Consider the following 26,135-nt stretch of genomic DNA (forward strand, 5'->3'; position numbering starts at 1 on the left):
GTGGCAGCGGCCGCCCTCCTGGTCATCGCGGCGACCCCGCAGGTGGCCTCCTCCGCAGACACCTCGCCGTCCGACACCTCGCCGTCCGACAGCCCGGCCGGCGCCGCCCGCGCTGCTGACAACGTTGCCGCATCCGTCGTCACCCTGGTCACCGGCGACAAGGTCACCGTCTCCCCCGGCACGGGCGACGCCCCCGGCACGCTCACCGTTCAGGGGCCCGACGGTGAGCCCGCCGGCGCCCGCGTGCTGACCGTGGGCGGCGACACCTACGTCTATCCCGACTCCGCCCGCGCCTACCTGGCGTCCGGCGCCCTGGACGACCAGCTCTTCAACGTCTCCGCTCTCGTGGCCGACGGCTACGACGACGCGGCGCTCGAACACCTGCCCCTCATCGTCACTTACGGCGGCAAGGAGGCGTCCGCCTCCGCATTGCGCGGGCGCGCCGTCGCCATGCCGGGCGACGTCACGGACGTACGTCCCCTCACCAGCGTCAACGGGGTGGCCTTCGCCGCGGACCGCGAGGACACCGACGCCCTGTGGAGCGCGCTCACCGGCACCGGCACCGGGTCCGACTCCGACTCCGACTCCGCGAAGGCGCCCGACACCGACGCCGACGCGGTCTTCCACGGGGGCGTCGCCAAGGTCTGGCTCGACGGCAAGGCCGAGGCCGCCCTCAGCGACTCGGTCGCCCAGATCGGCGCCCCCGAGGTCTGGGCGGGCGGCAACACCGGGGACGGCGTCGACGTGGCCGTCCTCGACACCGGCTACGACCCGGGCCACCCCGACCTGAAGGACGCGGTCGAGGACAGCGAGAGCTTCGTCCCCGGCCAGGACGTCACCGACCGCCACGGCCACGGCACGCACGTCGCCTCCACCATCGCCGGCAGCGGCGCCGCCTCCGACGGCAAGGAGAAGGGCGTCGCACCCGGCGTCGACCTGCACGTCGGCAAGGTCCTCTCCAACGAGGGCTACGGCTACGACTCCTGGATCCTGGCCGGCATGGAGTGGGCCGCCCGCGACGTCCACGCCCGGGTCATCAGCATGAGCCTGGGCAGCAGCGAGAACGCCGACGGCGAGACCGTGCTAGCCCGGGCCGTGAACGAGCTGAGCGCCGAGACCGGCGCCCTGTTCACCATCGCCGCCGGCAACGACGGTCCCGGCGCCCAGACGGTCCGGTCGCCCGGCACCGCCGACGCGGCCCTCACCGTCGGCGCGGTCGACTCCTCCGACGCCATCGCCGACTTCTCCAGCCGTGGCCCCCGCTACGGCGACGACGCCCTCAAGCCCGAGATCACCGCGCCCGGCGTCGGCATCCTGGCCGCCAGGTCGCAGTACGCCAGTGACGGCTCCGGCTACTACATCAGCCACAGCGGCACCTCCATGGCGACCCCGCACGTGGCCGGTGTGGCCGCGCTGGTCGCCGCCGCGCACCCGGACTGGACCGGCAGCCGCATCAAGGACGCCCTGGTCAGCACCGTCAAGCCCACTCCCGACATCAGCGCGGACGACGGCGGCAACGGCCGGGTTGACGCCGCCGCGGCGGCCAAGGCGACGCTCACCGCCACCGGCAAGATCGACGCCGGCATCCACTCGCCCGGCACGGGCACGGGCACGGGCACGGGCACGGGCACGGGCACGGGCACGGGCACGGGCACGGGCACGGGCACGGGCACGGTGAAGGGTCCGGTCCGCTCCACCGCGACCTGGACCAACACCGGCGACCAGGCCGTCACCGTGGACCTCGCCGTGGACGCCCCGGGCGTTCCCGACGGCGTCTTCACCGTCTCCCCCGGCCGCGTCGAGGTCCCCGCGCACGGCACCGCGACCGCCACGGTCACCACCGACCTGGACAAGGCGGGCGACCTCCAGCGCTGGACCGGACGGCTGACGGCGTCCGCCGAGGGCGCCGCGCTGACCCGCACCCTGCTCGGCGTCAGCACCCGCCAGCAGCTGTTCCACGTCCGCACCGAGGTCACCGGCCGCTCCGGGGAGGCCACGTACGGCGTCCTCACCTTCTACCGCAAGGGCGACGAGTACGCGGGCACCTACCTCTACGGCGAGGGCCGGTCCGACGAACTGCTGCCGCCGGGCCTCTACACCGTCTACGCCGACTTCCGGGTGGAGGGCACGCACGGCGCCGCCTCGGCCGGATACGCCCGCATGGTCATCCCCCAGGTGAAGGTGACCGGCGCCACCGACCTCGTGCTGGACGGCACGAAGCTCAAGGAGGTCAGGACCGTCACGCCGAGGAAGACCGAGAACTTCTCCCGGCGCCTGGACTACTACCGCGAGTTCGAGGACGGCTCCTCGGTCGCCGACAACTCGCTGATCGACGACGGCTACGACAGCGTCTGGACGGCGCCCACGAGCGCGCCCAGTGACGGCGAGCAGTACGTCACCGCCCGCTGGCGCAACCAGGAGCCGCTGTTGTCGGTGACCGCCGGTGGGCAGGAGTTCGACGACCTGTGGATCATGCCCGGCTCGGCGAAGCTGCCCGAGGACGACTACAGCCTCGACGTGATCCACCCGGGCGACGGTCTCGCGGAGGACTACAAAGGCATCGACGCCGCCGGCAAGGCCGCCGTGGTGCGCTGGGACTCCGACGACGAGGACACGGCGGACGACCAGATCAGGGCCGCGCAGGCCGCGGGCGTGAAGCTGCTGCTGTTCGTCAACGACCTCGACGGACGACTGCGCGAGCCCGTCATCAAGTCCTCCATCGAGGTGGTGGGCCTGTCCCGCACGGAGGGCGACAAGCTCATGGCGCGCGTGGACGCGAGCACGACCGGCAGTGTGCCGCTGCGGGCCGTCTCCCGCCCCGACACGGACTACCTGTACGACCTGGTCCGCACCTGGAAGGGCCGCATCCCCGCCGACCCCGTCTACGCGCCCACGACCGGTCAACTGGCCCGGGTCGAGACCACCTTCCACAACCCCACCGGCCGTGAGGTGTACGAGAACCGCTACGACGTCCACCCCTGGACCGGGTACCAGGTCGGCGTCAACCGGCTGAGCACGGCCGGTGCGCACCGCACCGACTACGTCAGCACCGACAGCACGTTCTCGTGGACCGAGGAGGGCGAGCTTCAGTCCCTGTCCTACAGCGCGTCAGGATCCGTCGCCTATCCGGCGGGCAGGACCACGGACGTGGAGTGGTTCGGACCCGTGGTGCGCCCCCGCATCAACGACAGCGTCCAACTGCCCGTGCGCACCGGCGACGAGGTGAACGTCGTCATCCCGTCCTGGGGCGACTCCGGCGGCGGCCACGCCAACTACGCCGCCTTCGGCAGCTCCGACACCACCCAGGAGACCTCGTTGTACCGGGGCGACACCCTGGTCGGCGAGGGCGGCGCCGGGGTGAGCGCGACCGTGCCGGCGAAGAAGGGCGCCTACCGTCTGGTGCACACGGCGACCCGTACCGCCACGGCCGCCTTCCCCTACTCGACCGCCACACGCACCGAGTGGACGTTCACCTCAGCGGCGCCCAGGAACGCCGACGACAGCGAGCGACTCCCGCTCGTCCAGGTGGACTACACCCTGCCGACGTCCGACGACGGCAAGGCTGCCGCCGACGCCTCCCTGCTCGTCACTCCACTGCACCTGCGGGGCGGCTCCAACGCGGCGCTCAACACCCGCAAGGTCGAGCTGTCCTACGACGACGGCGCCACCTGGACGACGGCACGTCTCAGCGGCCGGGGCAACGGCAAGGTGAGCCTGCGTCTGCACGCGCCCGCCTCGGCGCAGTACCTCACGCTGCGCGTCCAGGCCGGTGACAGTCGCGGCAACACCGTGACGCAGACCGTCGTACGGGCCGCGGGAATCGCCGGATGACCCCGGCGTGACCGAAGCCGCCCGGCGGTCCCCGCACGACCGCCGGGCGGCGCCCGTCCGCGTCCACCCCTCCGACGTACCCCTGGCCGACGATCTCGCACAGGGGTGCTCGTGAAAGAGAGAAGAATGTCGGTGCACATACCACCCCTCAGACGTCCCGGCCCGAGCGGCCCGCGCCTCGGGAACCGGATCGCGGCGGTCGCCCTGAGCGCCGCGATCGTGGCCACGGCGGGTGCGGCGGACGCCTCCGCCGGCGATCGAACAGCGCTCCCCGCTTCGGTCTCCTCCGTCTCTGCCTCCTCGCCGAAGGCCGACGGCACCGAGTCGCTGTGCGGCACGCCCTCGCCCGGAGAGGCGACCTGCTTCGCCATCCGGCGCACCGGCTCGTCCGCGAAACGGTCCGGCGCCGTGGCCGCGCAGGCGCCCCCCGGCTTCGGCCCGGCCGACCTGCGGGCCGCCTACGCGTTGCCCGACGACGGCGGGGAGGGCCTGACCGTCGCCGTGGTCGTCGCCCAGGACGCCCCCGCCGCGGAAGCGGACCTGGCCGTCTACCGCGCCCAGTTCGGCCTTCCGGCCTGCACGAGCGCGGACGGCTGCTTCACCAAGGTCGACCAGCGCGGCGGCGCCGACTATCCGGAGCCCGAGGCAGGCTGGGCCGGCGAGGCCGCGCTCGACCTCGACATGGTGTCGGCCTCCGCCCCGAACGCCCGTCTGTTGCTGGTGGAGGCGGACGACGCCACCATCGAGAGCCTCGGCGCAGCTGTGCGGCAGGCCGTCACCCTGGGCGCCGACGTCGTCTCCAACTCCTACGGCACCCGGTACGACCTCTTCGACGAGGACCCGGCCGAGACCGCCTGGGACGCCTACTACGACCACCCGGGGGTGGCGATCGTCGCCTCGTCCGGCGACGACGACGCCGGCGTGTCCTTCCCGGCCGCCTCACCCCACGTCACCGCGGTCGGCGGCACCAGTCTGCGCCGGGACGCCGGCGCGGCACGCGGCTGGTCGGAGTCGGTGTGGTCGCACGACGGCTACGGCACCGGATCGGGCTGCTCCCGCTACCTGCCCAAGCCCGCGTTCCAGCACGACCCGGGCTGCGACCACCGCACCGTGGCCGACGTGTCGGCCGTGGCGGACCCGGACACCGGTGTGGCCGTGTACGACAGCTACGGCTCTGCGGGCTGGGGCGTCTACGGCGGCACCAGCGCCTCGGCGCCCCTCGTCGCGGGCGTCTACGCCGCCGCCGGTCGTGCCGCCCAGGACACCGAGCCCAACGCCTACCCCTACTCCGCGGCCGACGAAGCGCTCAACGACGTCACGGACGGCTCCAACGGCGCCTGCGATCCCGCCTACCTGTGCACCGCGACCACCGGGTACGACGGCCCCACCGGGCTCGGCACGCCGAACGGACTCACCGCCTTCCGCATGGGCCCGCACGGCCGGATCACCGGCACGGTCACCGACGCCCGCACCGGCCGACCGGTGCCCGGCGCCGCCGTCTCCGCCGGCGACGACCACCGCACCAGCACCGACGCCCACGGCCGCTACGCCCTGACGCTGCCCACGGGAACGTACGACCTGACGGTCGACGCCTACGGCTACGCCACCGCCACACCCGGCGAAGTCCGCGTCGACGACGGCACCGACCTCGCCCGCGACCTCACCGTCACTGCGGTGCCCAGCCGGACCGTCTCCGGAACCGTCACCGACGGATCGGGGCACGGCTGGCCGCTCTACGCGGCGATCACGGTGGACGGCACGCCTCTGGACCCGGTGTGGACCGATCCCGCCACCGGCCGGTACTCGGTGTCCCTGCCGACCGGTCACACCTACACGCTGCACATCGCCACGGCCTACCCCGGATACCGGGCGACGACCCGGCAAGCGAGGGTCGCGGGGCGTGCGGTGCAGGCCGACGTCGCCGTACCCGTGGACGAGGAAGCGGCCCTGGCCCCCGGCTACGAGGTGCACCGCTCGGGCCCGACCGAGCCGTTCACCGGGACCACAGCCGCACCGGACGGCTGGCGGGTGGCCGACGCCGACTCGTCCACCGGCGGCTGGACGTTCGACGACCCCGGGGCGCGCGGCAACACCACCGGCGGCAAGGGCGCGTTCGCCGTCGTGGACAGCGACCACTACGGCGGCGGCGTCTCCCAGGACAGCCAACTCATCAGCCCCGACTACGACTTCACCGACCGCACCGCCCCCCGGGTCGCGTTCGACACCGCCTACCGCGGCTACGACGGGCAGAGCGCGACCGTCGACGTCAGCACCGACCACGGCGCCACCTGGACCACCGTCTGGCGGCACACCACGGACTCGGTGGACGGCCCGGCCCACGTCGAGATCCCCCTGCCCGACTACACGGGCCGCTCCACGGTCCGACTGCGTTTCCACTTCACCGGCAGCTACGGCTGGTGGTGGGCGGTGGACGACGTCTTCGTCGGCGACCGCACCTACGACAAGGTCCCGGGCGGACTGGTCGTCGGCCACACCCGGGACGCCAACACCGAGGAACCGGTCAACGGCGCCGAGGTCACCGCCGTTGCCACGGGCACCTCGCCCGCCGTGTCCGTCCCGACGCCCACCGACCCGGCCACCGCGGACGGCCTGTACTGGCTGTTCGCGCCGACCGGCGACCACGGCCGCACCGGCACCGTGAAGCTGACGGCGGTCAAGTCCCTGTACGCGGACCGCACCGTGACCGCGAGCGTCGCACGCGACGACGTCCGGACCACGGATCTCGCCCTCCCGGCCGGCCGGATCACCGCCACCCCGTCGGCCGTCTCCGCCTCGGTACGGCAGGACACCACGGCCCGCGCCAAGGTCACCGTCCGCAACACCGGCGGCGCCCCGGCCACCGTCCGGATCCAGGAGTCCGCCGACGCGACCGCGACCCCGCCGCAGGCAGGGGAGTGGCAGCCCGCTCCCGACATCGCCTACGGAGTCATCGACAACGCGGCCGACGCCTACCGGGGAACGGTGTACACGGGTTTCGGAATGGAGGGTGACGACACCGTCGACAAGGGCCTGTGGTCCTACGACACGACGGCGAACGACACCTCCGCCGCCTGGGTCCGGCGCGCCGACGCCCCAGAAGCACGGCGCGGTCCCGTCCACGGCTTCGTCGACGGCAAGTGGTACGTAGCCGGCGGCAAGAACGAAGCCGGCCAGGCCGTCACCTCGGTGGCCGTCTACGACCCGGCGACCGACACCTGGTCCAGCGGCGCCGCCGCTCCCGAGGCGTACTCCCTGGCCGGCAGCGCCGTCCTCGGCGGCCGGCTGTACATGGTCGGCGGCTGCGCCGCCAGTTGCGGGGTCACGGCCGTCCAGGCCTACGACCCGGCGACCGACAGCTGGCGGAGCCTGGCGCCGTACCCGCTGCCGATCGCCTATCTCGCCTGCGGCGGACTGGACGGTCACGTCGTGTGCGCCGGCGGCAACTCCCCCGGCACGGGCGTCGTCGACGACGTCTACTCCTACGACCCGGCCGACGACACCTGGTCACCGGTCGCCTCGCTGCCCACCGGCGTATGGGGCGCGGCCTATACCACCGCGGGCGGCCGACTGCTGCTCACCGGCGGCTCCGTCGCCACCCAGGCCACGGCGGACATCACCGCGGCCACCTGGTCCTACGACCCGGGCGCCGACGCCTGGCAGCGGCTCCCGGACAACACCACCCCCACCTACCGCGGCGCCGCGGCGGCCGGCCTGTACAAGATCGGCGGCAGCACCGGCTGGGGCGACGCCAACGCCGTCACCACCACCGAACTCCTGCCCGGCTACAGCCAAACGGAGGCCGACGACATCACCTGGCTCGACGAGGAGACCACCACGCTCACCGTCCCGCCGCACTCGGCCGTCACCCTGCGGCTCACCCTCGACGCGACCCTGCCCGAGACCCGGCGCCCCGGCCATTACACGGCCGCACTCGCCCTCGTCCACGACACGCCGTACACGGTTCCGCCGGTACCGGTCTCGATGAAGGTCACCACGGCCCGACCACGCTCCTGACTCCTGACCGGGCGGGAGTCCGGGGCCGGCACACGACATCCGTGCCGGCCCCGGCTCCCCTCGTCGAGCGTCACGGTCACGCAGCCACTACCTCCGCCACACCACGCATCCATCGGAATCCGTACTACCGACCTGTCCGAGTCCGGCTCAGATGCCGACCCGGTCCTGATCGGCGCCCACGGCAAGCCCCAGGGCGTCCTGCTGTCCGTCGAGGCCTTCGAAGCACTGAGCGGCCGAGCGGCACGACGTGCGGCCGTCGCCTCGGCCACCGGCTCCGTCGAGGCCGAGGGGCTCCGCGCCTCCGAGGCCTCCGACCGCGACACCGAGGCGTACGTAAAGGGCGACCTCGACGCGGACACCCTGGTCGCCCGCGCGATCCGCCACCGACAGACTTCGGAGCGTCGGACAGGGTGAACGATCCGTACGCCATGCCCAACGGCGTGCTGCGCAACAAGCTCGGCATCACCGACCACCAGCGGCTCGCGGCAGCGGAGGCCGACATCACCCGGGCGCGCCTCGCCATGCTCGCCGAACGCCCTACGCCGGAGAGGTCTTCGGACGTCGCACCTCCTCCGCTCACCTGCGGGATCTCCCCCGGCAGGAATTCGTCATCCGACTGGCCGAGCCGCACGGCGACATGAACGTCCTCCACCCGTTCCGCGAGGGCAACGGCCGTGCCCAGCGGGCATTCCCGGCCCAACCCGGCCACGACGCGGGATACGACCTGAGCTGGTCGGGCATGGACCCTCAGCGCAACGAGGACGCCTCGGTGAAGAGCTTCCTCGGCGACAACAGCCTGTCGGAGTTGAGCGCAACCAGACCGGTACGGATTTCCGTACCAGTTCGGTACGGTATTAAGTACCAGTCTGGGAGAGGATGTGCGTCATGGCCCTCACCGCAAGCGAGGCGCGCAGGGACCTTTTCCCCCTGATCAAGAAGGTCAACGACGACCACGCGCCCGTACGCATCCACTCCAAGAACGGCGACGCCATACTCATGTCCGCAGAGGACTACGACGCCTGGCAGGAGACCGTCTACCTCCTACGCTCCCCGGCCAACGCTCGCCGCCTCATGGAAGCCGTCGCCCGCGACCGTGCTGGCCAGACAGGGATCACGAAGACCCTGGAGGAGCTCCAGGAACTGGCCGGTGAGGAGTGAGGGAAGTCAACTTCGACCCGGCCGACTGGGACGACTTCCAGCACTGGCTGGAGACCGACCGCAAGATGGTGCGCCGCGTCGTTCGCCTCATCGGCGAAATCCAGCGCGACCCGTTCAACGGCATCGGCAAGCCCGAACCGCTCAAGGGAGACCTGTCCGGCTACTGGTCGCGACGCATCGACGACGAACACCGCCTCGTCTACCGAGCCGACGACAAACAGGTCAAGATCCTCAAGGCTCGGTACCACTACACGGACTGACGTCGGCTGCGACAGTACTGGTCACGGCCGCCGGTTGAGGACTGCTCCAGCACTGTCGCCGCGTAGCGGACGGCAGACATGCCTGGTCAAGCCCGAGTCGGAACCTCGCCGGCAGACGAGTCGGGCTGTACGCCGGGGAGAGCTACCGCAACGCTATGACCTGCGCAAACGCGCAGGGAGGGCGCTTCTGTGGCTACCTTGATGGCTGCGTGAGGAGAACGCCCCCGCCCCGGAGCGGCCCGGACGGGGGCTTCGCCGTTCTCAGGGTTCAGACGGTCTGCTCGATGCGCTCGAAGATGTCCGAGTCAGTCTCCTGCTGCCAGGTCGGCAGGTCGGCCCAGTCGGCGACGTATCCGGGCTTCGGGTCCTCGAAATGCTTGAACATCTGGGCGGTCCAGCAGATCGCGACGAAGCGGCCCTTCTGCTCGCGGGTGAGCCGTGTGGCGTGCCCTTCGCTGATCCTGATGAAGTCGCGCACCTGTCCGTATACGGCAGCGGCAGCCTCGCGCTCCCACTCGGGCGTCTCGCCCCACGGAGTGACGTAGCCGGGCTTCGGCTCACCGGGGTAGTGCTTGTTCACACCGGCGATCCACGCCTCGCGGAAGATCCGACCGTCACTCATGCACGTGTCCCTCTCGTCATGCGGTGCGCGAAAGCGCCGCGATTCGGTGATCCACATCCGAGACTCGACCATCGGACATGAGCGGGGCAAGACGCCCTCGAAGTCCGTCCAGCTTCTTGCCGACGAATCCCGAGTTCGACCGGTCGGCCAGGCCAAGCACTGCCTCCGCGTACTGCACGACCTGATCGACGTCACCCCGGTGGGCCCCGAGGACGGCAAGGTCGCTCAGTACGGCGGCGCGACGGCGCAGGGACAGCGGTTGGGCGAGGGCTGCGGTGAGGGCGTCTTCCGCGAGGTCGGGACGGCCGAGCTGGAGGTAGCAGGCCCCTCGTTCCTCGGGGAGGCGGGAACCGTCGAAGCGGAGCCAGCCGCCGTTGTGGGAGTGGCCGTCGAGGGAGTGCACCTTCTCGGCTTCGTCGAGGGCCCGGGCGCAGCCGTCGATGTCGCCCATGGCCGCGCACACCTGGGCCTGGACGGCGGCGACCCAGTGGCGGGTGGACAGTGCGCTGTCGCCCCGCCGGGCGATCCGGGAGGCCACCGCCAGCAGGGGCTGGGCAGCGGGCGCGCGGCGCGCGTACAGCTCGACGTAGGCGTGGCGGGTCATGGCACAGGCCCAGAGGTCGTGGTCACCACCAGCATGGGCGGCGTTGGCAGCCAGCGTGTAGCACTGGGCGGCGTCGGTGTACCGGTTGGCGTCGAAGAAGAGTTCGCCGACGAGCTGGTAGAGGTCGGCCGTCATCGTGCACAGCCGGGCCCGGTCCGCTGCGGTACGCGCCTCGGCCAGGCCCTTCGTCAGGACGTCGAGCTGCTTGCGGACCGCCGGGAAGACGGTCGGCTTGGAGTCCGAGAGGGTGAAGACCTGCCACAGGCTGCGGTGCAGCTCCTCACCTGTCTCCAGGAGCGCGGCCACCGTGTGTCCTCGGGGGGCCTCGTCCGAACCGGGCAGGGTGACCAGCGCGCCCGTGACGGCGAGCAGGCCCAGGACATCGCGGCGCTTCATATCGTCATCATCACCGTGGAGGAGGGGTGGGGTGTCAGGAAGCACGGCGGTTTCGGCCGGCTGTTCTTCGAAGAGAAGCTCTTCCAGCTCGGAGAGGGTGGCTCCTAACAGGCTGGCGATCTTGGGCCGTTGGTGCGGTTGTGGGGTGGCACGGCCACTTTCCCAACGGACCACGGTGGACGCGGCCACCGTAAGCGCTTCTGCGAATTCCTCCTGAGAGTAACCCTTTGCCACCCGCCGCTCGGCAAAGCGCCTGCGCCTTAAAGCCATTGGACTCCCCTCACGAAGAGCACCTTCCTCACTGGCAACACCCGACGCCCGGAAAACGCCTGGGCAATGCGCGGGGTCCGCTCTGGGAGACGGTAACGGATCGTCGTTCACTGGTCACACGCCGCTCGGAGGTTGAAGGACCCTCCGGGCGGCTCCCCTGAGGCAGCGGGCCGCGCGCCCCGTCCCGTCCAGGCTGCGTCCAGCTGCTGCCCCGTCAGAGAGGAGCGACCGCGTGACAACCTCCGAACTGCCCCGCAGGAACCCTGGCGCCAACGGCCGTACGTACACGCTGCCGGAGCCCCAACCGGGTCGCCGAGCCGGGCTCTGCGGGTACGGGCGGCCAGCGGCTGGGAGAAGTTCATGCGCCGCAGCGAGACGCGGCAGGAGACGGAGACGTGAACCCGGTCGGGCCTGAGGCGGTGTCCACGGATCGCCGTCCGCACCGTGCAGGCGCGGGCGGAGAGCAGTGCCGGATCTCTCCCCCACTCCCAGCTCAGGGAGGGCCAGGAGGAGAACAGCCAGCTCTGCCCCCCCGTAGGGGCAGACGTTCAAGCCCCGCTCACCCCTAATCAGGCCCTTGCCTGCGGGGACGTCCCGCGTCTGGGTGAGCGGCTTCCTGCACCACTCCACCTTCAACCCAAGGAGTCCCATGACCGCCTCCGTCGCACTCCCCGCCCCCACGCGGCCGTGGGGTGTGGGCCGACTCGCGCCCTACCCGACGACCATCCGCCGGCCCCACGCCACGGTCGCCATCGACCCCACCACGCAGCTCGGGGTGTTCCGTGACCGCACCGGCCAGGTGGTCGAGATGGGCAAGCACGGCACCAGCTCCGGAACCGAGACCTCCACGACGACGAACTCGGACTCCAAGAACGATCAGGGTCACGATCAGGACAGCAGCCAGGACTGATGACCAGGACCGAGGAGAGGCCGGTTCTGGTGGCCACCGAGGCGGACGACATCACCGCCGACATGGTGATCACCGAGCTCAACTGGCGCGATGTGCCGGTGGTCCGGTTCAACCTCGCCGACATCGGCGAGGGCCTCACGGTCTCGGCTCGGTTCGGCACCTGCCCGGCCCCTGTGGTCGGGCAGGTGCGCACCCCGTCGAGAACCGCCGACCTGGCCCGCGTCCGATCGGTGTACTGGCGCCGCCCGGAGTGGCCGTCGTTCCCCCACCTGTCCCCGGACGACTCCCGTTTCGCGGCGGCGCAGGTCCGCTACGGGCTCGGGGGCACGCTCTACGCCTTGGGCGACCCGCTCTGGGTCAACCACGCGTTACGCATCGCCGCGGCCGACTACAAACCCGCTCAGCTCACCCTCGCCCAGCGACTCGGCTTCACCGTCCCGCCCACCCTCGTCACCAACGACCCCGCCGAGGCACGCGAGTTCATTCGCGCTCAAGGAGACGCGATCTTCAAGACGCTGCGGTGGACCCCGTACACGCGCGACGGCGTGCCGGTGACCGGTTGGGCCGCCCCCGTCACCGCCGACGAGATCGACGACAGCGTTCGCATCGCCCCGCACCTGTTCCAGGCCCGCGTGGACAAGGTCGCCGACCTCCGCGTCCTGATCGTGGGCCGGCACACCTTCGCCGTACGCATCGACTCCGAACTGCTGGACTGGCGCAAGGACTACAGCGTCCTGACGTACACCGTCGAACACCTCCCCGACAGCGTGGACAAGGCACTGCACGTCTACCTGGACCGCCTGGAACTGGTATCGGGGAGCTTCGACCTCGCGGTGGACCGGGCGGGGGTCTACTGGTGGCTGGAGCTGAACCCCAACGGGCAGTGGGGATGGCTGGAGAAGGAGACCGGCCTCCCGATGTCCGCCGCCTTCGCCGACCTACTCATGCAAGGAGACCGCCGATGACCGACCCGGCATCCGAGCGGCGCCGCATGGCGGCCGTGCTCGCGAACAAGGGCGTCCTGAAGTCCCCCTGGCTGCGCGGGGCCGTCGAGACCATCCCCCGCGAGCGGTTCCTCCATCCTGGAGTCTTCCTCGACGAGGGGCGGACCTGGCGGCCCGTCACCGCCCTCGGCACCGCCCCGGACGAGTGGCTGAAGATCGCGTACAGCGTCGACACCCTCACCACCCAGCTCAACGGCAACCTCACCGCCGACCGGGCCGGCGAACCCGTCGTGGGCGTGCCCACGTCGTCCTCGACCGACCCGACCACCGTCATCCGCATGATCGAGGCCCTGGACCTCACGGCGGGACACCGCGTCCTGGAGATCGGCACGGGCACCGGCTATTCCACAGCCCTGATGTGCCACTACCTCGGCGAGGACAACGTCACCACGGTCGAGGTCGACCCGCAGGTGGCGGCACGCGCCGATGCCGCCCTGGAATCCGTCGGCCACTCGACGTGGACGGTGACGGGCGACGGGCTTCTCGGCCATCCGCACCGGGCACCATACGACCGGGTCATCGCCACCTGCGCGGTGCGTCGCATCCCGTACACATGGGTCCGGCAGACGAAGCCCGGTGGCATCGTCCTCAGCACGGTCGGCTCCTGGCCCTGGGGAACTGGTCTCGCAAAGGTCACCGTTGGCGATAACGGCACCGCCGAGGGCGCGATCATCGCACGCTCCTCCTTCATGCAGGCGCGGTCCCAGACAGTGACGCCCTTGGCCGGCGACCTCTCTGCCCGCACCGCCTACGCGGACAGTAAGCGGCCCGCGCTGGTGTCTCCCCTCGTCCTGGAGGAGTGGATGCCCGCGTTCCTCGCGCAGCTCGCCGCACCCGGTGCGCAGTTCGTCCGCGCCGCCCGCAGCGACGGCTCGCCCTTGCGGTACCTGTTCGATCCGGAGCGGGAGTCGTTCGTCGAGTTCATCTCCGACGGCGAGAGCTGGACCGTCCGCCAGGGCGGCCCCGTGGCTCTGTGGGACGACATCGAACGCTCCCTTGTCGCCTGGCAGGACGCCGGGGCTCCGGACATCGATGCGGTGCGACTCCGCGTCACCGACCAGTCCCACGTGTACTGGATCGACGACTGCCCTTCGCTGCGCTTGGAACACCGGCTCGCCTGAACCGCTACCCTCCGAGGGAGCCGCCCCCCAGCCCGTAGGAAGCACGATGGACGACGAACCGCTCTCCGAATGGGTCAAGCGCCGTGACATGAAGAGGGGACAGCTCCGCGCGGCCCCTCTCGTCCCTGGCAAAGGCCTGCAGGGGGCGCATCTGAATCCTGACGCACCCCGCGTGATCGAGCGATGGAACGGGCACATCTGGGAGTTCTACGGCTTCGCGGTGAACCTCGCCGAGGCACAGCGCATCCTGTACCCCGATAACAAGGTCGCCCCAGCCTCGGGAGCGGCGCCGAAGCTCGGTCCCGGAACCGGCAGGCACCGGAAGCCTCAGGCCCCGCGATAGTCCCGGTAACGAGCTTCATCCGCAATCCAGAAAGATCCCCGACGCCACGAGGCATGGCTACCTTCGTGGCTACGTACGTAGTCGCACGGTCCCGTTTGAACCGGTGCGGACCAGGGTCCAGCGAGACCCGCCCATACATGAAAAAAGCCTCTGACCTGCGTTTCTATTGGTCAGAAGCCCTGAGGGGCAGACGAGTCGGGCTGTACGCCGGGTTCTGTCGCCCGTCCGCCTCGCGGCGGCCGGGGAGACGGCCATCCATCTAGGGCCGGCGTTGCCGCCGGCCTCGTGCGGTCTACCCGCGGACTCGGGCGGGCAGCCCTCGAACGTCCGCGCAGAGCCGCTTTTCACGGCGGCTCCTTTTGACCTTGCTCCGGGTGGGGTTTACCTAGCTGCCCAGGTCGCCCTGGGCACTGGTGGTCTCTTACACCACCGTTTCACCCTTACCCGACGCCTGAGCGCCGGGCGGTCTGTTTTCTGTGGCACTGTCCCGCGGGTCACCCCGGGTGGCCGTTAGCCATCACCCTGCCCTGTGGAGCCCGGACGTTCCTCGGGAAGCCCCCTAAGGGACTCCACGCGGCCGTCCGCCCGGCTCGTCTGCCGTGTCGACCATGGTACCGGGCGAGCGCCCCTCCGCGGTCCCGAGGTCGACGAGGACGACGAGGACGCCGTGGCCAGCACCGAGCCCGCCAGGATCAGGGTGAAGGCGACGACCACCCCGGCGGTCAGGGGCTCGTGCAGGAACAGCGCGCCCGCCGCCACCGCGACCGCCGGGTTGACGTACGTGATGACCGTGGCCCGGGTGGGGCCCGCCTCCTTGATCAGTTCGAGGAAGGCGACGAAGGCGACGGCCGTGCAGACGACGCCCAGGCCGGCCAGGGAGGCCAGGACGGAGGCGGAGGGCATCTCGGCCGGCCGGGTCGCCGCCGCCGCGGGGGCGTAGACCAGGGCCGCCAGGGCGAGGCAGGGGGCCGTGAGGTGGAGGGAGGGGACGTCCTTGAGGTGGCGGGCGGCTATCAGGGGGGCCGTCGCGTACCCGATCACCGTCAGCAGGACCTCGGCCAGGGAGCGGGCGTCGCCGCCCGTCAGATGCGGAACCGTCAGGACTCCGACGCCGGTCAGCCCCAGCGCGAGGCCGACGATCCGCCGTACGCCGAGGGTCTCTGTGTCGCCGAAGAAGCGGGCCAGGGCCACTCCGACGATCGGCACGCCGGCGATGAGGAGGCCCGCCGTGGAGCTGGAGAGGTGGCGTTCGGCGTCGGTGAGCGTGAACCAGGGGACGATGATCTCGATGACCGCGAAGGCCAGCATGGGCTTCCAGTGCGCCCGTACGGACCGGGTCAGCCCGGGCTGTCGTAGCGCGAAGGGGAGCAGGAGGGCCGCGCCGAGCGCGCAGCGCGTGAACACGACCACGGACGGGGAGAGGTCCTCCACCGCCACCTTGATCATCAGGTAGGGGACGCCCCACACCACTCCCATCAGGGAGAACAGGAACCAGCCGCGTGCAGTCATACGGGCAGTCTCGGCGCGGCCCGGGTCAGGCGTCTTGAACGCTGTTGCGGTACGCGGCCGGGGTCACGCCCAGCACCCGCCGGAACCAGCGGGTGAGGTGGGCCTGGTCCGCGAAGCCCACCAGGGCCGCCGCCTGAGCCGGGCGCAGCCCGGACTCCAGCAGGCCGCGGGCCCGTGCCACCCGGTACTGCGCGAGCCAGGCGTAGGGCGGCATGCCGGTCGACGTACGGAAGGCGCGCAGGAGTTGGTAGCGGGACAGACCGAAGTCGGCGGCCAGGTCGGCCAGGGAGGGCGGGGCGAGGAGTTCGTCGGCGAGCCGGTCGCGGACCGCTCGGGTGAGGCGGTGCGCGTCGGGGAGGGCGACGTCGGAGGTCGGCCGGGACGTGGAGTGGCGCTGGGTGAGGGCCGTGAGCAGCCAGGGGAGGCGGGACTCGGCCTCCAGGGGGTCGGGGCAGGCGGCGAGGTCGGTGTGGGCGCGGCGCAGCGCGGCGGCCAGCTCGGGGTCGTCCAGGAGGGGTTCGCGGAAGTGGGGGATGCCGCAGGCGGCGCCGAGTGTGCCGTCGGTCAGCAGGGCGGGCGCCGCGTACAACGCGCGGTAGGCGTACCCCTCGGTGGGGGTGCCGGGGCCGCCGGTGTGGGTCTCGCCGGGGGCCAGGACGACGATGGAGCCCGGACCGGTGCGGATGCGGCCGCCCCGGTAGTCGATGATCTCGGAGCCGCCCACACAGACCCCGACGGTGAACTCCTCGTGCGCGTGCGGCGCGTAGACATGCCGGTCGAAGCGGGCGGTGAGGAGGTCGAGCGGCGGACCGCAGCGGCCCATCCGGGCCCTGGTCCACAACGCCTGCTCACGCGCCGGTCCACGCGCCGGTCCACGCACCTGTTCACGGCTCACTCGCCGCCACCCCCTTGTGTGCCCGCACTGCCTTCGGCCGCAACGGCTGCTGCATAGCTGCACCTGCTGCACGGGCTGCAACGCCTTCAGGCCACGGTTCCATGCCGCAGGGCGGGCGGCCTGACGCCGAGGCAGGCGATCACGGACGCCCTCACGCCGGTGTGAAGCGCACCGCCGGTCCTGCCGACCCTGCCGACCCCGCCGGGTCGGCCCGGGTGAGACGGACGCGCAGGCGTTCGCCCAGGGGGAGTCGGTCGCCGTCGATGCGGCCGACGACCGCCGGGGACTCCAGTTGGACGGTCCCGACGGTCGGGCGGTGCTCGTCGACGTCGACGACGCAGCCGTCGAACACCTCCCCGACCCGGTCCCTGAGCAGCGCGGCCTCGACGATGTCGACGCAGGCCCGCTCGACGGCGTTCGCCCGCCGCCCGCCCTCGGCCATCTCGTGCGGCAGGGCGTCCAGCGCGGCGAGCACCCAGGCGGGCGGGGCGTCGCCCGCCGCGGCGGCCAGGCACAGCTCGGTGGCGTAGCGGTCGGCGAGCCGACGGAGGGGAGCCGTGCAGTGCGTGTAGGGGGCGGCTACCGCGGCGTGCGTGGTGAGGGCGGGGAGCTTCCCGTCCCGGAAGACGGTGTAGCCCGCGCCGCGCAGCAGGGTCGTGCACTCCTGGAGGAAGGCCGCGTGGCGAAGTTCGTGCGGGTCGAGCGAACGGATCAGCTGCGCATACGACACATGGTGCGGCCAGTCGATGCGCAGGGCGTGCGCGGTGCGGCGCAGCCGGCCGACTGCGCCGTCGGGGGCGGCGGGCAGGGTGCGCAGGACGCCCGTGCCCGAGGCCAGCATCAGGTCGGCCGCGGCCATCCCGGTGAGCAGGGAGAGCTGGGCGTTCCAGCCCTCGGCGGGGAGCGGGACGCGGTACGTCAGCTCGTAGGCGTGGTCCCGCTCGACGATCTCCTGCTCGGGCACGTTCAACGAGATGCCGCCGCGTTCCACCTCCAGGCCCTCGCGCAGCCGCCCGACGACGGCCAGCAGCCGCAGCGGCTCCTCGGCGGTCCCTGCGTCGAGCTGCCGCTGCACGCCCGCGTAGTCGAGCTTGGCGCGGCTGCGCACGAGGGCCCGGCGGACGTCTACGGCACTGACCCGGCCGTCCGCGTCGAGGTCGAGGGTCCACAGGGCGGCGGGGCGGACCTGGCCGGGCAGGAGGCTGGCGGCCCCCTCGCTCAGCACGGCCGGGTGCAGCGGCGCCTTCCCGTCGGGCAGGTAGAGCGTGGTCACCCTGCGATGCGCCTCGGCGTCCAGCGGCCCGTCCGGTACGACGAAGGCGGCGACGTCGGCGATGGCGTACCGGACGCGGTAGCCGGCGCCCTGCCGGGACAGGTGCAGCGCCTGGTCGAGGTCGGTGGAGGCGGGCGGGTCGAGGGTCAGGAAGGGGAGGTCGGTGGCGTCGTAGGCGGGCAGGGCGGGGGCTCGCGCCACGCCTTCCGCCTCGGCGAGGACCTTGGGCGGGAAGTCCCCGGGCACGCCGAGTGCGGTGCGCAGGGCGGTGAGGGCGGCCCGGAGGGGGGCTTCGGGGGCGCCGGTCACGCGGATGTGGCGGCGGGGCATACGGCGAGCGTAGAGCGGGGGCGGCGAGGCGGCACGCCGTACGCTTTCGCAGAGCTCGACTTCGGGCTCACGCTCATGTTCATTCACGCACCTGCTCAATCTCACGCCCGAACAGAAGGAGATCTTCCGTGCTCGTCCTGCTGCCGCCCTCGGAGGGCAAGGCGTCGTCCGGCCGTGGCGCCCCGCTGAAGCCGGAGTCGCTGTCCCTGCCGGGGCTCGGCGCCGCGCGCGCGAGCGTCCTCGACGAGCTGGTCGAGCTGTGCTCCGGCGACGAGGAGAAGGCGCGGGAGGTGCTGGGGCTGAGCGAGGGGCTGCGGGGCGAGATCGCCAAGAACACGGAGCTCAGGACGGCCGGGGCGCGGCCAGCCGGGGAGATCTACACGGGCGTGCTGTACGACGCCCTGGACCTGGCCTCGCTGGACGCGGCCGCGAGGAGGCGCGCCGCGCGTTCGCTGCTGGTGTTCTCCGGGTTGTGGGGCGCCGTCCGGGTGACGGACCGGATCCCGTCGTACCGCTGCTCGATGGGCGTGAAGCTGCCGGGGCTCGGCGCGCTGGGCGCGTACTGGCGGACGCCGATGGCGTCCGTGCTGCCCGAGGCGGCCGGGGACGGGCTGGTGCTGGACCTGCGGTCGGCGGCGTACGCGGCCGCGTGGAAGCCCAAGGGCGAGGTGGCCGCGCGGACGGCGAGCGTACGGGTGCTGCACGCGCCGACCCGCAAGGTCGTCAGTCACTTCAACAAGGCGACCAAGGGGCGGATCGTACGGAGTCTGCTGACGTCGGGGATCGCCCCTGAGGGGCCGGCGGAGCTGGTGACGGTGCTGCGGGACCTCGGGTACGTGGTCGAGGAGCAGGCGCCTGCGCGGGCGGGGGCTGCCTGGACGCTGGACGTGCTGGTGGACGAGGTCCACTGACCGGAGACAAGTCGGGTCGGGGCAGGGCCGGGGCAGGGCCGCAGCAGGGTCGTTGCAGCATATGCAATGACCTTTGCGTGGGTTGCATCCCGGGGGCAGGATGAGGCGCATGACCTCACCGCTGCCCCCCTCCTCGGCTGTCTCGGTCCTGGATCTGGCCCCCGTCGTGCCCGTGGTGGTCGTCCGGGACGTCGCCGACGCCGTGCCGTTGGCGCGGGCGCTGGTGGCGGGCGGGCTGGCCGCGATCGAGGTGACGCTGCGCACGCCCGTCGCGCTCGACGCGATCCGGGAGATCTCCGGGGCGGTGCCGGAGGCGGTGGTCGGGGCCGGGACCGTGATCACGCCGGAGCAGGTGACCGCGTGCGCGGCGGCCGGCGCGCGGTTTCTGGTGAGCCCCGGCTGGACGGACACCCTGCTGTCGGCGATGTGGGCGTCCGGGATGCCGTTCCTGCCCGGGGTGTCGACCACGTCGGAGGTCGTGGCGCTGTTGGAGCGGGGGGTGCGGGAGATGAAGTTCTTCCCGGCGCAGGCGGCCGGCGGGACGGCGTATCTCGAGTCCCTGGCCGGCCCTCTCCCCCAGGCCCGCTTCTGCCCGACCGGCGGGATCGGCCCGGACAACGCGGCGGACTATCTGGCACTGCCCAACGTCGGCTGCGTGGGCGGGAGTTGGATGATCCCGGCGGAGGCGGTGGCGGCCCGGGACTGGGGGCGCATCGAGGAACTGGCGCGAACCGCGGCCGGGCTCAGGAACGTGGCGGGCTCAGGGACGTAGCGGGCTCAGAGGCGTGGCGGGCTCAGAGGCCGTGGCGGGCTCAGGAGCATGGCGGGCTCAGGGACGTAGGTGGGACGTGTCGTTGAGGAGGCGGACGCTGGCGTTGCCGTCCGCGTAGTAGGCCACCGCCGAGAGCGAGGCCGCCGACAGTTCCATCCGGAACAGGGACTCGGGCGGGGCGCCCAGGGCGAGCCGTACGAAGGTCTTGATCGGGGTCACGTGCGTGACGAGCAGGACCGTGCGGCCCGCGTACGCAGCCACCAGCCTGTCGCGGGCGACCGCGATCCGGTCGGCGGTCGCCGCGAAGCTCTCGCCGCCGCCGGTGGGTTCGGCCTCCGGATCGGCCAGCCAGGTGTTCAGGTCCTCCGGGAAACGCTCCCGCACCTCGCCGAAGGTCAGCCCCTCCCAGGCTCCGAAGTCGGTCTCCCGCAGCCCCTCGTCGAGCGTGACCTCCAGACCGAGGCGAGCCGCGACGGCGTTGGCGGTCTGCCGGGTGCGGGCGAGCGGGGAGGCGACGATGTGCTGGATCGTCCCGCGCCGGGCGAGGGACGCGGCGGCCCGCTCGGCCTGCTCCCTGCCGACGTCGGAGAGGGAGGGGTCGCTGCCGCCGCTGCCGGAGAACCGCTTCTCCGGGGTGAGGGGGGTCTCGCCGTGCCGGAGCAGGACGAAGGTGGCGGGGGCGCCCAGATCGGGGGCGGCCGCCCAGCCGACGGAGGGGGCGGCAGACGTACCGGACGTGCGGGACCTACCGGTGGAGGCGGCTGCGACGCCGGAGGCGGCGCGGAGGTCGGCGTCCGTCTTCCCGGCGGAAGCGGAAGCGGGCGAGGGCTGCGTGGTCTCCGCCGTCGGGCGGGACTTGGCCAGCGCTTCGCGGGCCTTCGCCGCGCCCGCGGTGGCGTCGCCGGGCGGGCCCGACGGCTCCGGGACGGATGCCGCCGCGAGCTCCCTCGGCGTCGCCTTCAGCGCTGCCGTCGACGCCCCGGCGTCCCACTGCTCCCCCCGCTTGCCCGCGTCCATCGCCTCGTTGGCCAGGCGGTCGGCGTGCTTGTTCTGCTCGCGGGGGATCCACTCGTAGGCGACCTGCCCGGACGGAAGGATGCGGGCGGCCTCCGCGGCCAGCGGCTTCATGTCGGGGTGCTTGATCTTCCAGCGGCCCGACATCTGCTCGACGACGAGCTTGGAGTCCATGCGGACGCGCACCCGCGCCGACGGATCGAGTTCACGGGCGGCGCGCAGACCGGCCACCAGGCCCCGGTACTCGGCCACGTTGTTCGTGGCGACGCCGATGTACTCGGCCCGCTCGGCGAGGGTCTCCCCCGTCGTCGCGTCGATCACCACGCTGCCGTAGCCCGCGGGCCCCGGGTTGCCCCGGGAACCGCCGTCGGCCTCGACGATGAACTCCCGCACGGCTCGCACGCTCCCCTTGTCTCCTTACAGACCCGACTCGGCCGTACGCACCAGGATGCGGCGGCAGTTCTCGCAGCGGACGACCGTGTCGCGCGCCGCCTTGCGGATCTCGTTGATGTCGGTGATCGCCAGTTCCTGGCGGCAACCCTGGCAGGTCCGCTGGTACAGCTTGGCCGCGCCGATGCCGCCCTGCTGCTCGCGCAGCTTGTCGTAGAGCTTGAGCAGGTCGGCGGGGACGGAGCCGGCGATGACCTCGCGCTCCTTGGTGACGGAGGCGGCCTCGCCGTCGATCTCCTCGAAGGATGCCTCCCGGCGGGCGGTCGCGTCGTCGATCTTCCCCTGGAAGGAGCCGACGCGCTCGGTCAGTTCGGCGGCCCGCTCCTGCGCGGCCTCGCGGCGCTCCATGATCTCCAGGACGACGTCCTCGAGGTCACCCTGACGCTTGGCGAGGGAGACGATCTCCTTCTGGAGGTTCTCCAGGTCCTTCGGGGAGGTGACGGCGCCGGAGTCGAGCCGCTGCTGGTCGCGGGCGGCGCGCTGACGCACCTGGTCCACGTCCTGCTCGGCCTTGGTCTGCTCGCGGGCGGTGTCGCTCTCCTCGGTCTGCGCGGCCACCAGGAGGTCGCGCAGCTGGGTGAGGTCCTTGGTGAGCGACTCGATCTCGGCGTGCTCGGGCAGGGACCTCCGCTTGTGCGCGAGCTGCTGCAGGCGGACGTCGAGGGCCTGGACGTCGAGAAGTCGGATCTGGTCGGCGGGCTCGGCGTTCAGTTGGGGGCTCCCAAAGGGTCGGATGCGGTGGCGGACGCCGCGTGGGCGGTCCAGGGGTCGGTGACCGTCTTCGAGACGTGGACCCGAAGGCCCCATCCGTTGCGGTCGGAGATCTCGTCGAGCTGGGCGGCCGCCAGCTCGCACCAGGGCCATTCCGTGGCCCAGTGCGCGGCGTCGAGCAGCGCGAGAGGTCGGTGGGCGCCGTCGGCGCCGTGGGCGTTGTGGGCGTTGTGGGCGTTGTGGGCGCGGGCCTCGGAGGCGGGGTGGTGGCGCAGGTCCGCGGTGAGGAAGGCGTCCACGCCGGCCGCGCGAACATGGTCGAAGAGGCTGTCGCCGGACCCGCCGCTGACGGCGACCGTCCGCACGAGCGCCTCCGGGTCGCCCGCCACCCGGATGCCCTGCGCGGTCGCGGGCAGCCGCTCGGCGGCGCGGGCGGCGAGGTCGCGAACGGTGAGCGGATGGTCCAGCTCGCAGACCCGCCCGAGGCCGCGCCGCCCCTCGGGGTCGCTCGGGTCGGGCACGAGGGGCCGTACGACGCGCAGGTCGAGGGCGCCGGCGAGGGCGTCGCTGACCCCCGGGTCGGCGGTGTCGGCGTTGGTGTGGGCGACGTGGAGCGCGATGTCGTTCTTGATGAGGGTGTGCACGACCCGGCCCTTGAAGGTGGAGGCCGCGACGGTCGTCGTACCGCGCAGATAGAGCGGATGGTGGGTGACGAGCAGCCCGGCGCCGAGCTTCACCGCCTCCTCGACGATCTCCTGAACGGGGTCCACGGCGAACAGCACCCGGGAGACCTCCTGCTCGGGTTCGCCCACGACGGTGCCGACCGCGTCCCAGGACTCGGCCCGCTCAGCGGGCCACAGATTCTCCAGCGCGGCGATGACTTCAAACAGACGGGGCACGCCAAAAGGCTACCTGCCTGTTCTACGGGCCTGCACCGCCATGGTCGTCTCCGACTTTTCCGGCCTTCCGGGGGAGACCCGCCTCCTACCTCCCTCCCTTCTCCTCCCCCTGTCCACCGGGCCGTCGGACGGGCGGGCGGGTGGGCAAGGCACAGCGCATCCACCCCCCTCAGGCGAATCGCTTCTGCACCACTCTTATGAGGGAAGACGCCGCTCGGCGGTCCCACGTCCGCGCGTACGAAAACTAGCTTCGTCGCCGGAGGTGCCCGAACCATGACGGCCTGTGCGATCGAACCCACCGCAGACGAAGCGGATGAAGCGGACGAAGCGACGGACTCCCGTTCGCCCCACGCGGACTGCGTGATCACGGCGGACGGCGCCTACGCCGCACGCCTCGCCCGCGCCGGCGACTCCACTCCGGCCCCGGACCCGGACTCGAACCCCGACCCCGACGCCCCCGCCGACGCCCCCGCCTGGTTCCCCGAGCGCTGGACCCTGGACGGCCCCGAGCCGTACGCCGTGCCGTTGCCCGGCAACCAGCCCGAGGAACCCGGCACGGAGGTGCAGCCGATGGCCGACGGCCGGGTGCTCATCCGGCGCCTGGTGCAGCGGCGGCACGCCTTCTCCCTGCTGTACCCCACGGGACCTGACACGGGCGAGCTGCCGCTGGGCGCGGTGGAGTGCCCGGACGAGGGCACCCGGCTGAGCCTGCTGCCGCCGGCGCCCTGCGGTGAACGGGCATACGCCCTCGCCGTCGGCCCGTACACGACGACCGTATGGCTGGTGGCCGGCGGCTCCTTCGGCCCCGAGCACCTCGCCGAGCTCCCGGGCCGCTGCTCCGGCGGCGTCTGGCTGGACCGCACGGGCCGCATGCTCGCGCTGGACCGGGAGATCGGCGGCCGGACCAAGGCGATCGTGGTGGACCTGGAGCGGGGCGGCGAGGTCTCCCCGCTGTTGCAGATCGCCGCCGAGAGCGACGACCGTCTGCTGCTCGCCGACCCGGACAGCGGACTGCTCCTCATCCGCTCGGACGCCCCCTCACCGGGCGAGGCACGGTTGGGCTGGGGCGTCCTGGGCAGCACGCTGCCGGTCCGCTTCCCGGAGTGTCTGCGGCTGCCCGGCCGCACGGTGACCCCGTTCGCGATCCAGCCGGGTCAGGTGCTGCTGCCGGAGGGCTGCGCGGTGGCGCTGCGCATCGACGGACCGTTCGGCAGCTGGGTGGGGGCTTGGCGCCCGGCGGAGCGTCAACTCCACCAACTGGCGGCTCCCGAGGGGTGGTTGAGGGGAAGCGGGCTGTGGACGCCGGAGGGCGTGCTACGGCTGCCGTACGCGACGCGGTCGGAGCCGTGCGGGGTGGCTCGCCTGACCGTGCCGGAGGCGTCCGGGACCGTCGAGGGCGCCGCCCCGGACCCGTCCGCGGAACCGGAGCCCGCCCCCTCCCCCGAGCCCTCGGCCGCCGCCCCGGTCACCCGCCCGGTCCCCCTGCAACAGGCGCCCCTGGGCCGACTTGTAACGAACTAGCTGCGGTTGGCGTGGCCGCCTGGATTCGCCCCGCGGTGTGCTGGATAAAATCGCTCGGCTGTAAGAAAGATCATGTTGACGGGGTGAATTCTTCCGATGAGCGACGCAAGCACCATGCAGCCGCTGTCCGCCGCCTCCCAGGAGGCCGCCGGTCACGGCCGGCACCGGGGTCCGGTCTCGTCCCAGGACGGCGACTCGGCCCCTCTCGGACGGCACCGCAAGCCGGCCGAGGACAAGGCGGAAGCAGCTGCCTGACAGTACGCCGAAGGGGCTCCGGCCGTCTATGGACGACCGGAGCCCCTTCGGCTTTCTTCAACTTCTCCAGCCCTTGGGCCTTCTGCAACCCGTCGGCTTCTTCACGCTCCCCCACCCCGCCGCAGCCCCAGCACCTCTGCTGCCGCGAACGTCTCCTGTGCAGGCCGCTGCGCGTAGTGCGGCCCGAGTACGGCGTCGAGCTCGTCGTAGGTGAAGGCGTCCTGCTTGCTGTCGAACTTCGCCTGGACGCGCGGTCGTTCGACGACGGCGACCATGCCGCCGTGCACGACGAGCAGCTGTCCGTTGATCCGGGCGGCGGCCGGCGAGGCCAGGTAGCCGACCAGCGGGGCGACATGCTCGGGGGCCAGCGGGTCGAGCCCGTCGACGGGCTGCTCGAACCCGGCGAAGACGTCCTCGGTCATCCTGGTGCGGGCGCGCGGACAGATGGCGTTGGCCGTCACGCCGTACTTGCCGAGCGCGAGGGCGCAGGACGTCGTCAGTCCGACGATCCCCCCTTTCGCCGCCGCGTAGTTGGGCTGTCCGGCCGAGCCCGCCACGAACGCCTCCGAGGAGGTGTTCACGATCCGCCCGTACACCGGGCCGCCCGCCGCCTTGGACCGCTCGCGCCAGTGGGCGGCGGCGAACCGGGTGGTGTTGAAGTGCCCTTTGAGGTGGACCCGGATGACGGCGTCCCACTCGCCCTCGGTCATGGAGAAGACCATGCGGTCGCGCAGGATGCCCGCGTTGTTGACCACGATGTCCAGTTTGCCGAACGCGGCCACCGCCGCCTCGACCAGCTCCCGCGCCTGCCCGAAGTCGGCGACGTCCCCGGTGTGCGCGAGCGCGGTCCCCCCGGCCGCCCGGATCTCCCGCGCGACCTCCTCGGCGGGGCCCGCCGACGCCTCGCCCGACCCGTCCCGCCCCGGCTGCCCGTAGTCGTTGACGACGACGGCCGCGCCCAGCCGGGCCAGCTCCAGCGCCTCGGCCCGGCCCAGCCCGCGCCCGGCGCCGGTGACGATCGCCGACAGCCCCTCCAGTGGCAGTGCCATCCTCAAGTCCCCG

23 protein-coding genes, 1 other RNA gene and 2 pseudogenes are annotated in these 26,135 nt (G+C 72.2%); 15 read left to right on the plus strand and 11 right to left on the minus strand.

Going from position 1 to position 26,135, the window contains the following annotated elements; all coding sequences use genetic code 11:
- From OG562_RS11370 to OG562_RS11400, 7 genes are all read left to right on the plus strand, one after another.
- Window positions 1-3,831: a S8 family serine peptidase gene (locus OG562_RS11370; RefSeq protein ID WP_266396335.1), complete on the plus strand. Its 3,831-nt coding sequence runs from the start codon at window positions 1-3 to the stop codon at window positions 3,829-3,831.
- 132 nt (window positions 3,832-3,963) lie between these two features.
- Complete coding sequence (locus OG562_RS11375) at window positions 3,964-7,845, plus strand: carboxypeptidase regulatory-like domain-containing protein (RefSeq protein WP_266396337.1); 3,882 nt, start codon at window positions 3,964-3,966, stop codon at window positions 7,843-7,845.
- A 225-nt stretch (window positions 7,846-8,070) separates the two neighbouring features.
- Window positions 8,071-8,259, plus strand: a complete 189-nt coding sequence (locus OG562_RS11380; RefSeq protein ID WP_266409188.1) for a hypothetical protein — start codon at window positions 8,071-8,073, stop codon at window positions 8,257-8,259.
- Window positions 8,256-8,486: a hypothetical protein gene (locus OG562_RS11385; protein ID WP_266396338.1), complete on the plus strand. Its 231-nt coding sequence runs from the start codon at window positions 8,256-8,258 to the stop codon at window positions 8,484-8,486. Before OG562_RS11380 ends, OG562_RS11385 begins: the two co-directional genes overlap by 4 nt.
- Entirely contained in the window at window positions 8,426-8,776 is a 351-nt protein-coding gene (locus tag OG562_RS11390) for a Fic family protein (RefSeq protein WP_323187650.1), read from the plus strand. The genes OG562_RS11385 and OG562_RS11390 overlap by 61 nt, the downstream gene beginning before the upstream one ends.
- The gene (locus tag OG562_RS11395; RefSeq protein WP_266396339.1) at window positions 8,731-9,003 is read left to right on the plus strand and encodes a type II toxin-antitoxin system Phd/YefM family antitoxin; all 273 of its coding nucleotides are present in this window, start codon (window positions 8,731-8,733) and stop codon (window positions 9,001-9,003) included. Before OG562_RS11390 ends, OG562_RS11395 begins: the two co-directional genes overlap by 46 nt.
- Window positions 9,000-9,263 (plus strand): Txe/YoeB family addiction module toxin, encoded by a 264-nt coding sequence (locus tag OG562_RS11400; RefSeq protein WP_266396341.1) that lies wholly within the window; start codon window positions 9,000-9,002, stop codon window positions 9,261-9,263. The genes OG562_RS11395 and OG562_RS11400 overlap by 4 nt, the downstream gene beginning before the upstream one ends.
- A gap of 268 nt (window positions 9,264-9,531) precedes the next feature.
- Here OG562_RS11400 and OG562_RS11405 read toward each other — a convergent pair whose 3' ends face one another.
- The 3 genes and pseudogenes from OG562_RS11405 to OG562_RS11415 form a co-directional block, all read right to left on the minus strand.
- Window positions 9,532-9,885, minus strand: coding sequence for a hypothetical protein (locus OG562_RS11405; protein WP_266396342.1), 354 nt, complete (start codon window positions 9,883-9,885; stop codon window positions 9,532-9,534).
- Window positions 9,886-9,901: 16 nt separating this feature from the next.
- Entirely contained in the window at window positions 9,902-10,885 is a 984-nt protein-coding gene (locus tag OG562_RS11410) for a hypothetical protein (RefSeq protein WP_266409190.1), read from the minus strand.
- A gap of 135 nt (window positions 10,886-11,020) precedes the next feature.
- A pseudogene (locus OG562_RS11415) lies at window positions 11,021-11,155 on the minus strand (multiprotein-bridging factor 1 family protein); the annotation flags it as partial.
- Window positions 11,156-11,804: 649 nt separating this feature from the next.
- On the opposite strand from OG562_RS11415, the gene tgmA reads away from it, so the two are divergent.
- From tgmA to OG562_RS11435, 4 genes are read left to right on the plus strand one after another with little or no spacing between them, the layout of a single operon-like run.
- Window positions 11,805-12,065 carry a putative ATP-grasp-modified RiPP gene (gene tgmA, locus OG562_RS11420; RefSeq protein WP_266396343.1) on the plus strand — a complete coding sequence of 87 codons (261 nt, stop codon included), beginning with the start codon at window positions 11,805-11,807 and terminating at the stop codon, window positions 12,063-12,065.
- On the plus strand, window positions 12,065-13,030 hold the full coding sequence (gene tgmB, locus OG562_RS11425; RefSeq protein WP_266396345.1) for an ATP-grasp ribosomal peptide maturase: 966 nt from the start codon (window positions 12,065-12,067) through the stop codon (window positions 13,028-13,030). The genes tgmA and tgmB overlap by 1 nt, the downstream gene beginning before the upstream one ends.
- Entirely contained in the window at window positions 13,027-14,190 is a 1,164-nt protein-coding gene (gene tgmC, locus OG562_RS11430; RefSeq protein WP_266396347.1) for an ATP-grasp peptide maturase system methyltransferase, read from the plus strand. Before tgmB ends, tgmC begins: the two co-directional genes overlap by 4 nt.
- Before the next feature lie 46 nt (window positions 14,191-14,236).
- Window positions 14,237-14,533 (plus strand): DUF6087 family protein, encoded by a 297-nt coding sequence (locus OG562_RS11435; protein ID WP_266396348.1) that lies wholly within the window; start codon window positions 14,237-14,239, stop codon window positions 14,531-14,533.
- 187 nt (window positions 14,534-14,720) lie between these two features.
- Here OG562_RS11435 and rnpB read toward each other — a convergent pair.
- The 4 genes and pseudogenes from rnpB to OG562_RS11460 all read right to left on the minus strand — a co-directional run bounded on the left by rnpB (window position 14,721) and on the right by OG562_RS11460 (window position 18,540).
- An RNA gene (gene rnpB, locus OG562_RS11440) (RNase P RNA component class A) lies at window positions 14,721-15,126 on the minus strand.
- Window positions 15,127-15,262: 136 nt separating this feature from the next.
- Window positions 15,263-16,042 (minus strand): annotated as a pseudogene (locus OG562_RS46230) (DMT family transporter); the annotation flags it as partial.
- A 25-nt stretch (window positions 16,043-16,067) separates the two neighbouring features.
- Window positions 16,068-16,865 (minus strand): AraC family transcriptional regulator, encoded by a 798-nt coding sequence (locus OG562_RS11455; RefSeq protein WP_266409192.1) that lies wholly within the window; start codon window positions 16,863-16,865, stop codon window positions 16,068-16,070.
- A 223-nt stretch (window positions 16,866-17,088) separates the two neighbouring features.
- Window positions 17,089-18,540 carry an RNB domain-containing ribonuclease gene (locus OG562_RS11460; protein ID WP_266396353.1) on the minus strand — a complete coding sequence of 484 codons (1,452 nt, stop codon included), beginning with the start codon at window positions 18,538-18,540 and terminating at the stop codon, window positions 17,089-17,091.
- A 128-nt stretch (window positions 18,541-18,668) separates the two neighbouring features.
- On the opposite strand from OG562_RS11460, the gene yaaA reads away from it, so the two are divergent.
- Window positions 18,669-19,451, plus strand: a complete 783-nt coding sequence (gene yaaA, locus OG562_RS11465; protein WP_266396355.1) for a peroxide stress protein YaaA — start codon at window positions 18,669-18,671, stop codon at window positions 19,449-19,451.
- A gap of 109 nt (window positions 19,452-19,560) precedes the next feature.
- Complete coding sequence (gene eda, locus OG562_RS11470) at window positions 19,561-20,223, plus strand: bifunctional 4-hydroxy-2-oxoglutarate aldolase/2-dehydro-3-deoxy-phosphogluconate aldolase (protein ID WP_266396357.1); 663 nt, start codon at window positions 19,561-19,563, stop codon at window positions 20,221-20,223.
- A 57-nt stretch (window positions 20,224-20,280) separates the two neighbouring features.
- On the opposite strand, the gene OG562_RS11475 is transcribed toward eda, so the two are convergent.
- Genes OG562_RS11475 through OG562_RS11485 form a run of 3 tightly spaced genes read right to left on the minus strand, consistent with a single transcriptional unit; the run spans window position 20,281 to window position 23,297 of the window.
- Window positions 20,281-21,630, minus strand: a complete 1,350-nt coding sequence (locus OG562_RS11475) for a bifunctional RNase H/acid phosphatase (RefSeq protein ID WP_266409193.1) — start codon at window positions 21,628-21,630, stop codon at window positions 20,281-20,283.
- Window positions 21,631-21,654: 24 nt separating this feature from the next.
- Entirely contained in the window at window positions 21,655-22,398 is a 744-nt protein-coding gene (locus OG562_RS11480) for a zinc ribbon domain-containing protein (RefSeq protein ID WP_266409194.1), read from the minus strand.
- Complete coding sequence (locus OG562_RS11485; protein ID WP_266396358.1) at window positions 22,395-23,297, minus strand: Nif3-like dinuclear metal center hexameric protein; 903 nt, start codon at window positions 23,295-23,297, stop codon at window positions 22,395-22,397. The genes OG562_RS11480 and OG562_RS11485 overlap by 4 nt, the downstream gene beginning before the upstream one ends.
- Before the next feature lie 273 nt (window positions 23,298-23,570).
- Between OG562_RS11485 and OG562_RS11490 the strand changes: the two genes are divergently transcribed.
- Both OG562_RS11490 and OG562_RS11495 read left to right on the plus strand, forming a co-directional pair.
- Window positions 23,571-24,818, plus strand: coding sequence for a hypothetical protein (locus tag OG562_RS11490; RefSeq protein WP_266396359.1), 1,248 nt, complete (start codon window positions 23,571-23,573; stop codon window positions 24,816-24,818).
- A 96-nt stretch (window positions 24,819-24,914) separates the two neighbouring features.
- Window positions 24,915-25,073 carry a hypothetical protein gene (locus tag OG562_RS11495; RefSeq protein ID WP_266396361.1) on the plus strand — a complete coding sequence of 53 codons (159 nt, stop codon included), beginning with the start codon at window positions 24,915-24,917 and terminating at the stop codon, window positions 25,071-25,073.
- Window positions 25,074-25,174: 101 nt separating this feature from the next.
- Here OG562_RS11495 and OG562_RS11500 read toward each other — a convergent pair whose 3' ends face one another.
- The gene (locus tag OG562_RS11500) at window positions 25,175-26,122 is read right to left on the minus strand and encodes a 3-oxoacyl-ACP reductase (protein WP_266396363.1); all 948 of its coding nucleotides are present in this window, start codon (window positions 26,120-26,122) and stop codon (window positions 25,175-25,177) included.
- Between the last annotated feature and the right edge of the window lie 13 nt (window positions 26,123-26,135).

This window comes from Streptomyces sp. NBC_01275, assembly GCF_026340655.1.
Lineage (GTDB): Bacteria > Actinomycetota > Actinomycetes > Streptomycetales > Streptomycetaceae > Streptomyces.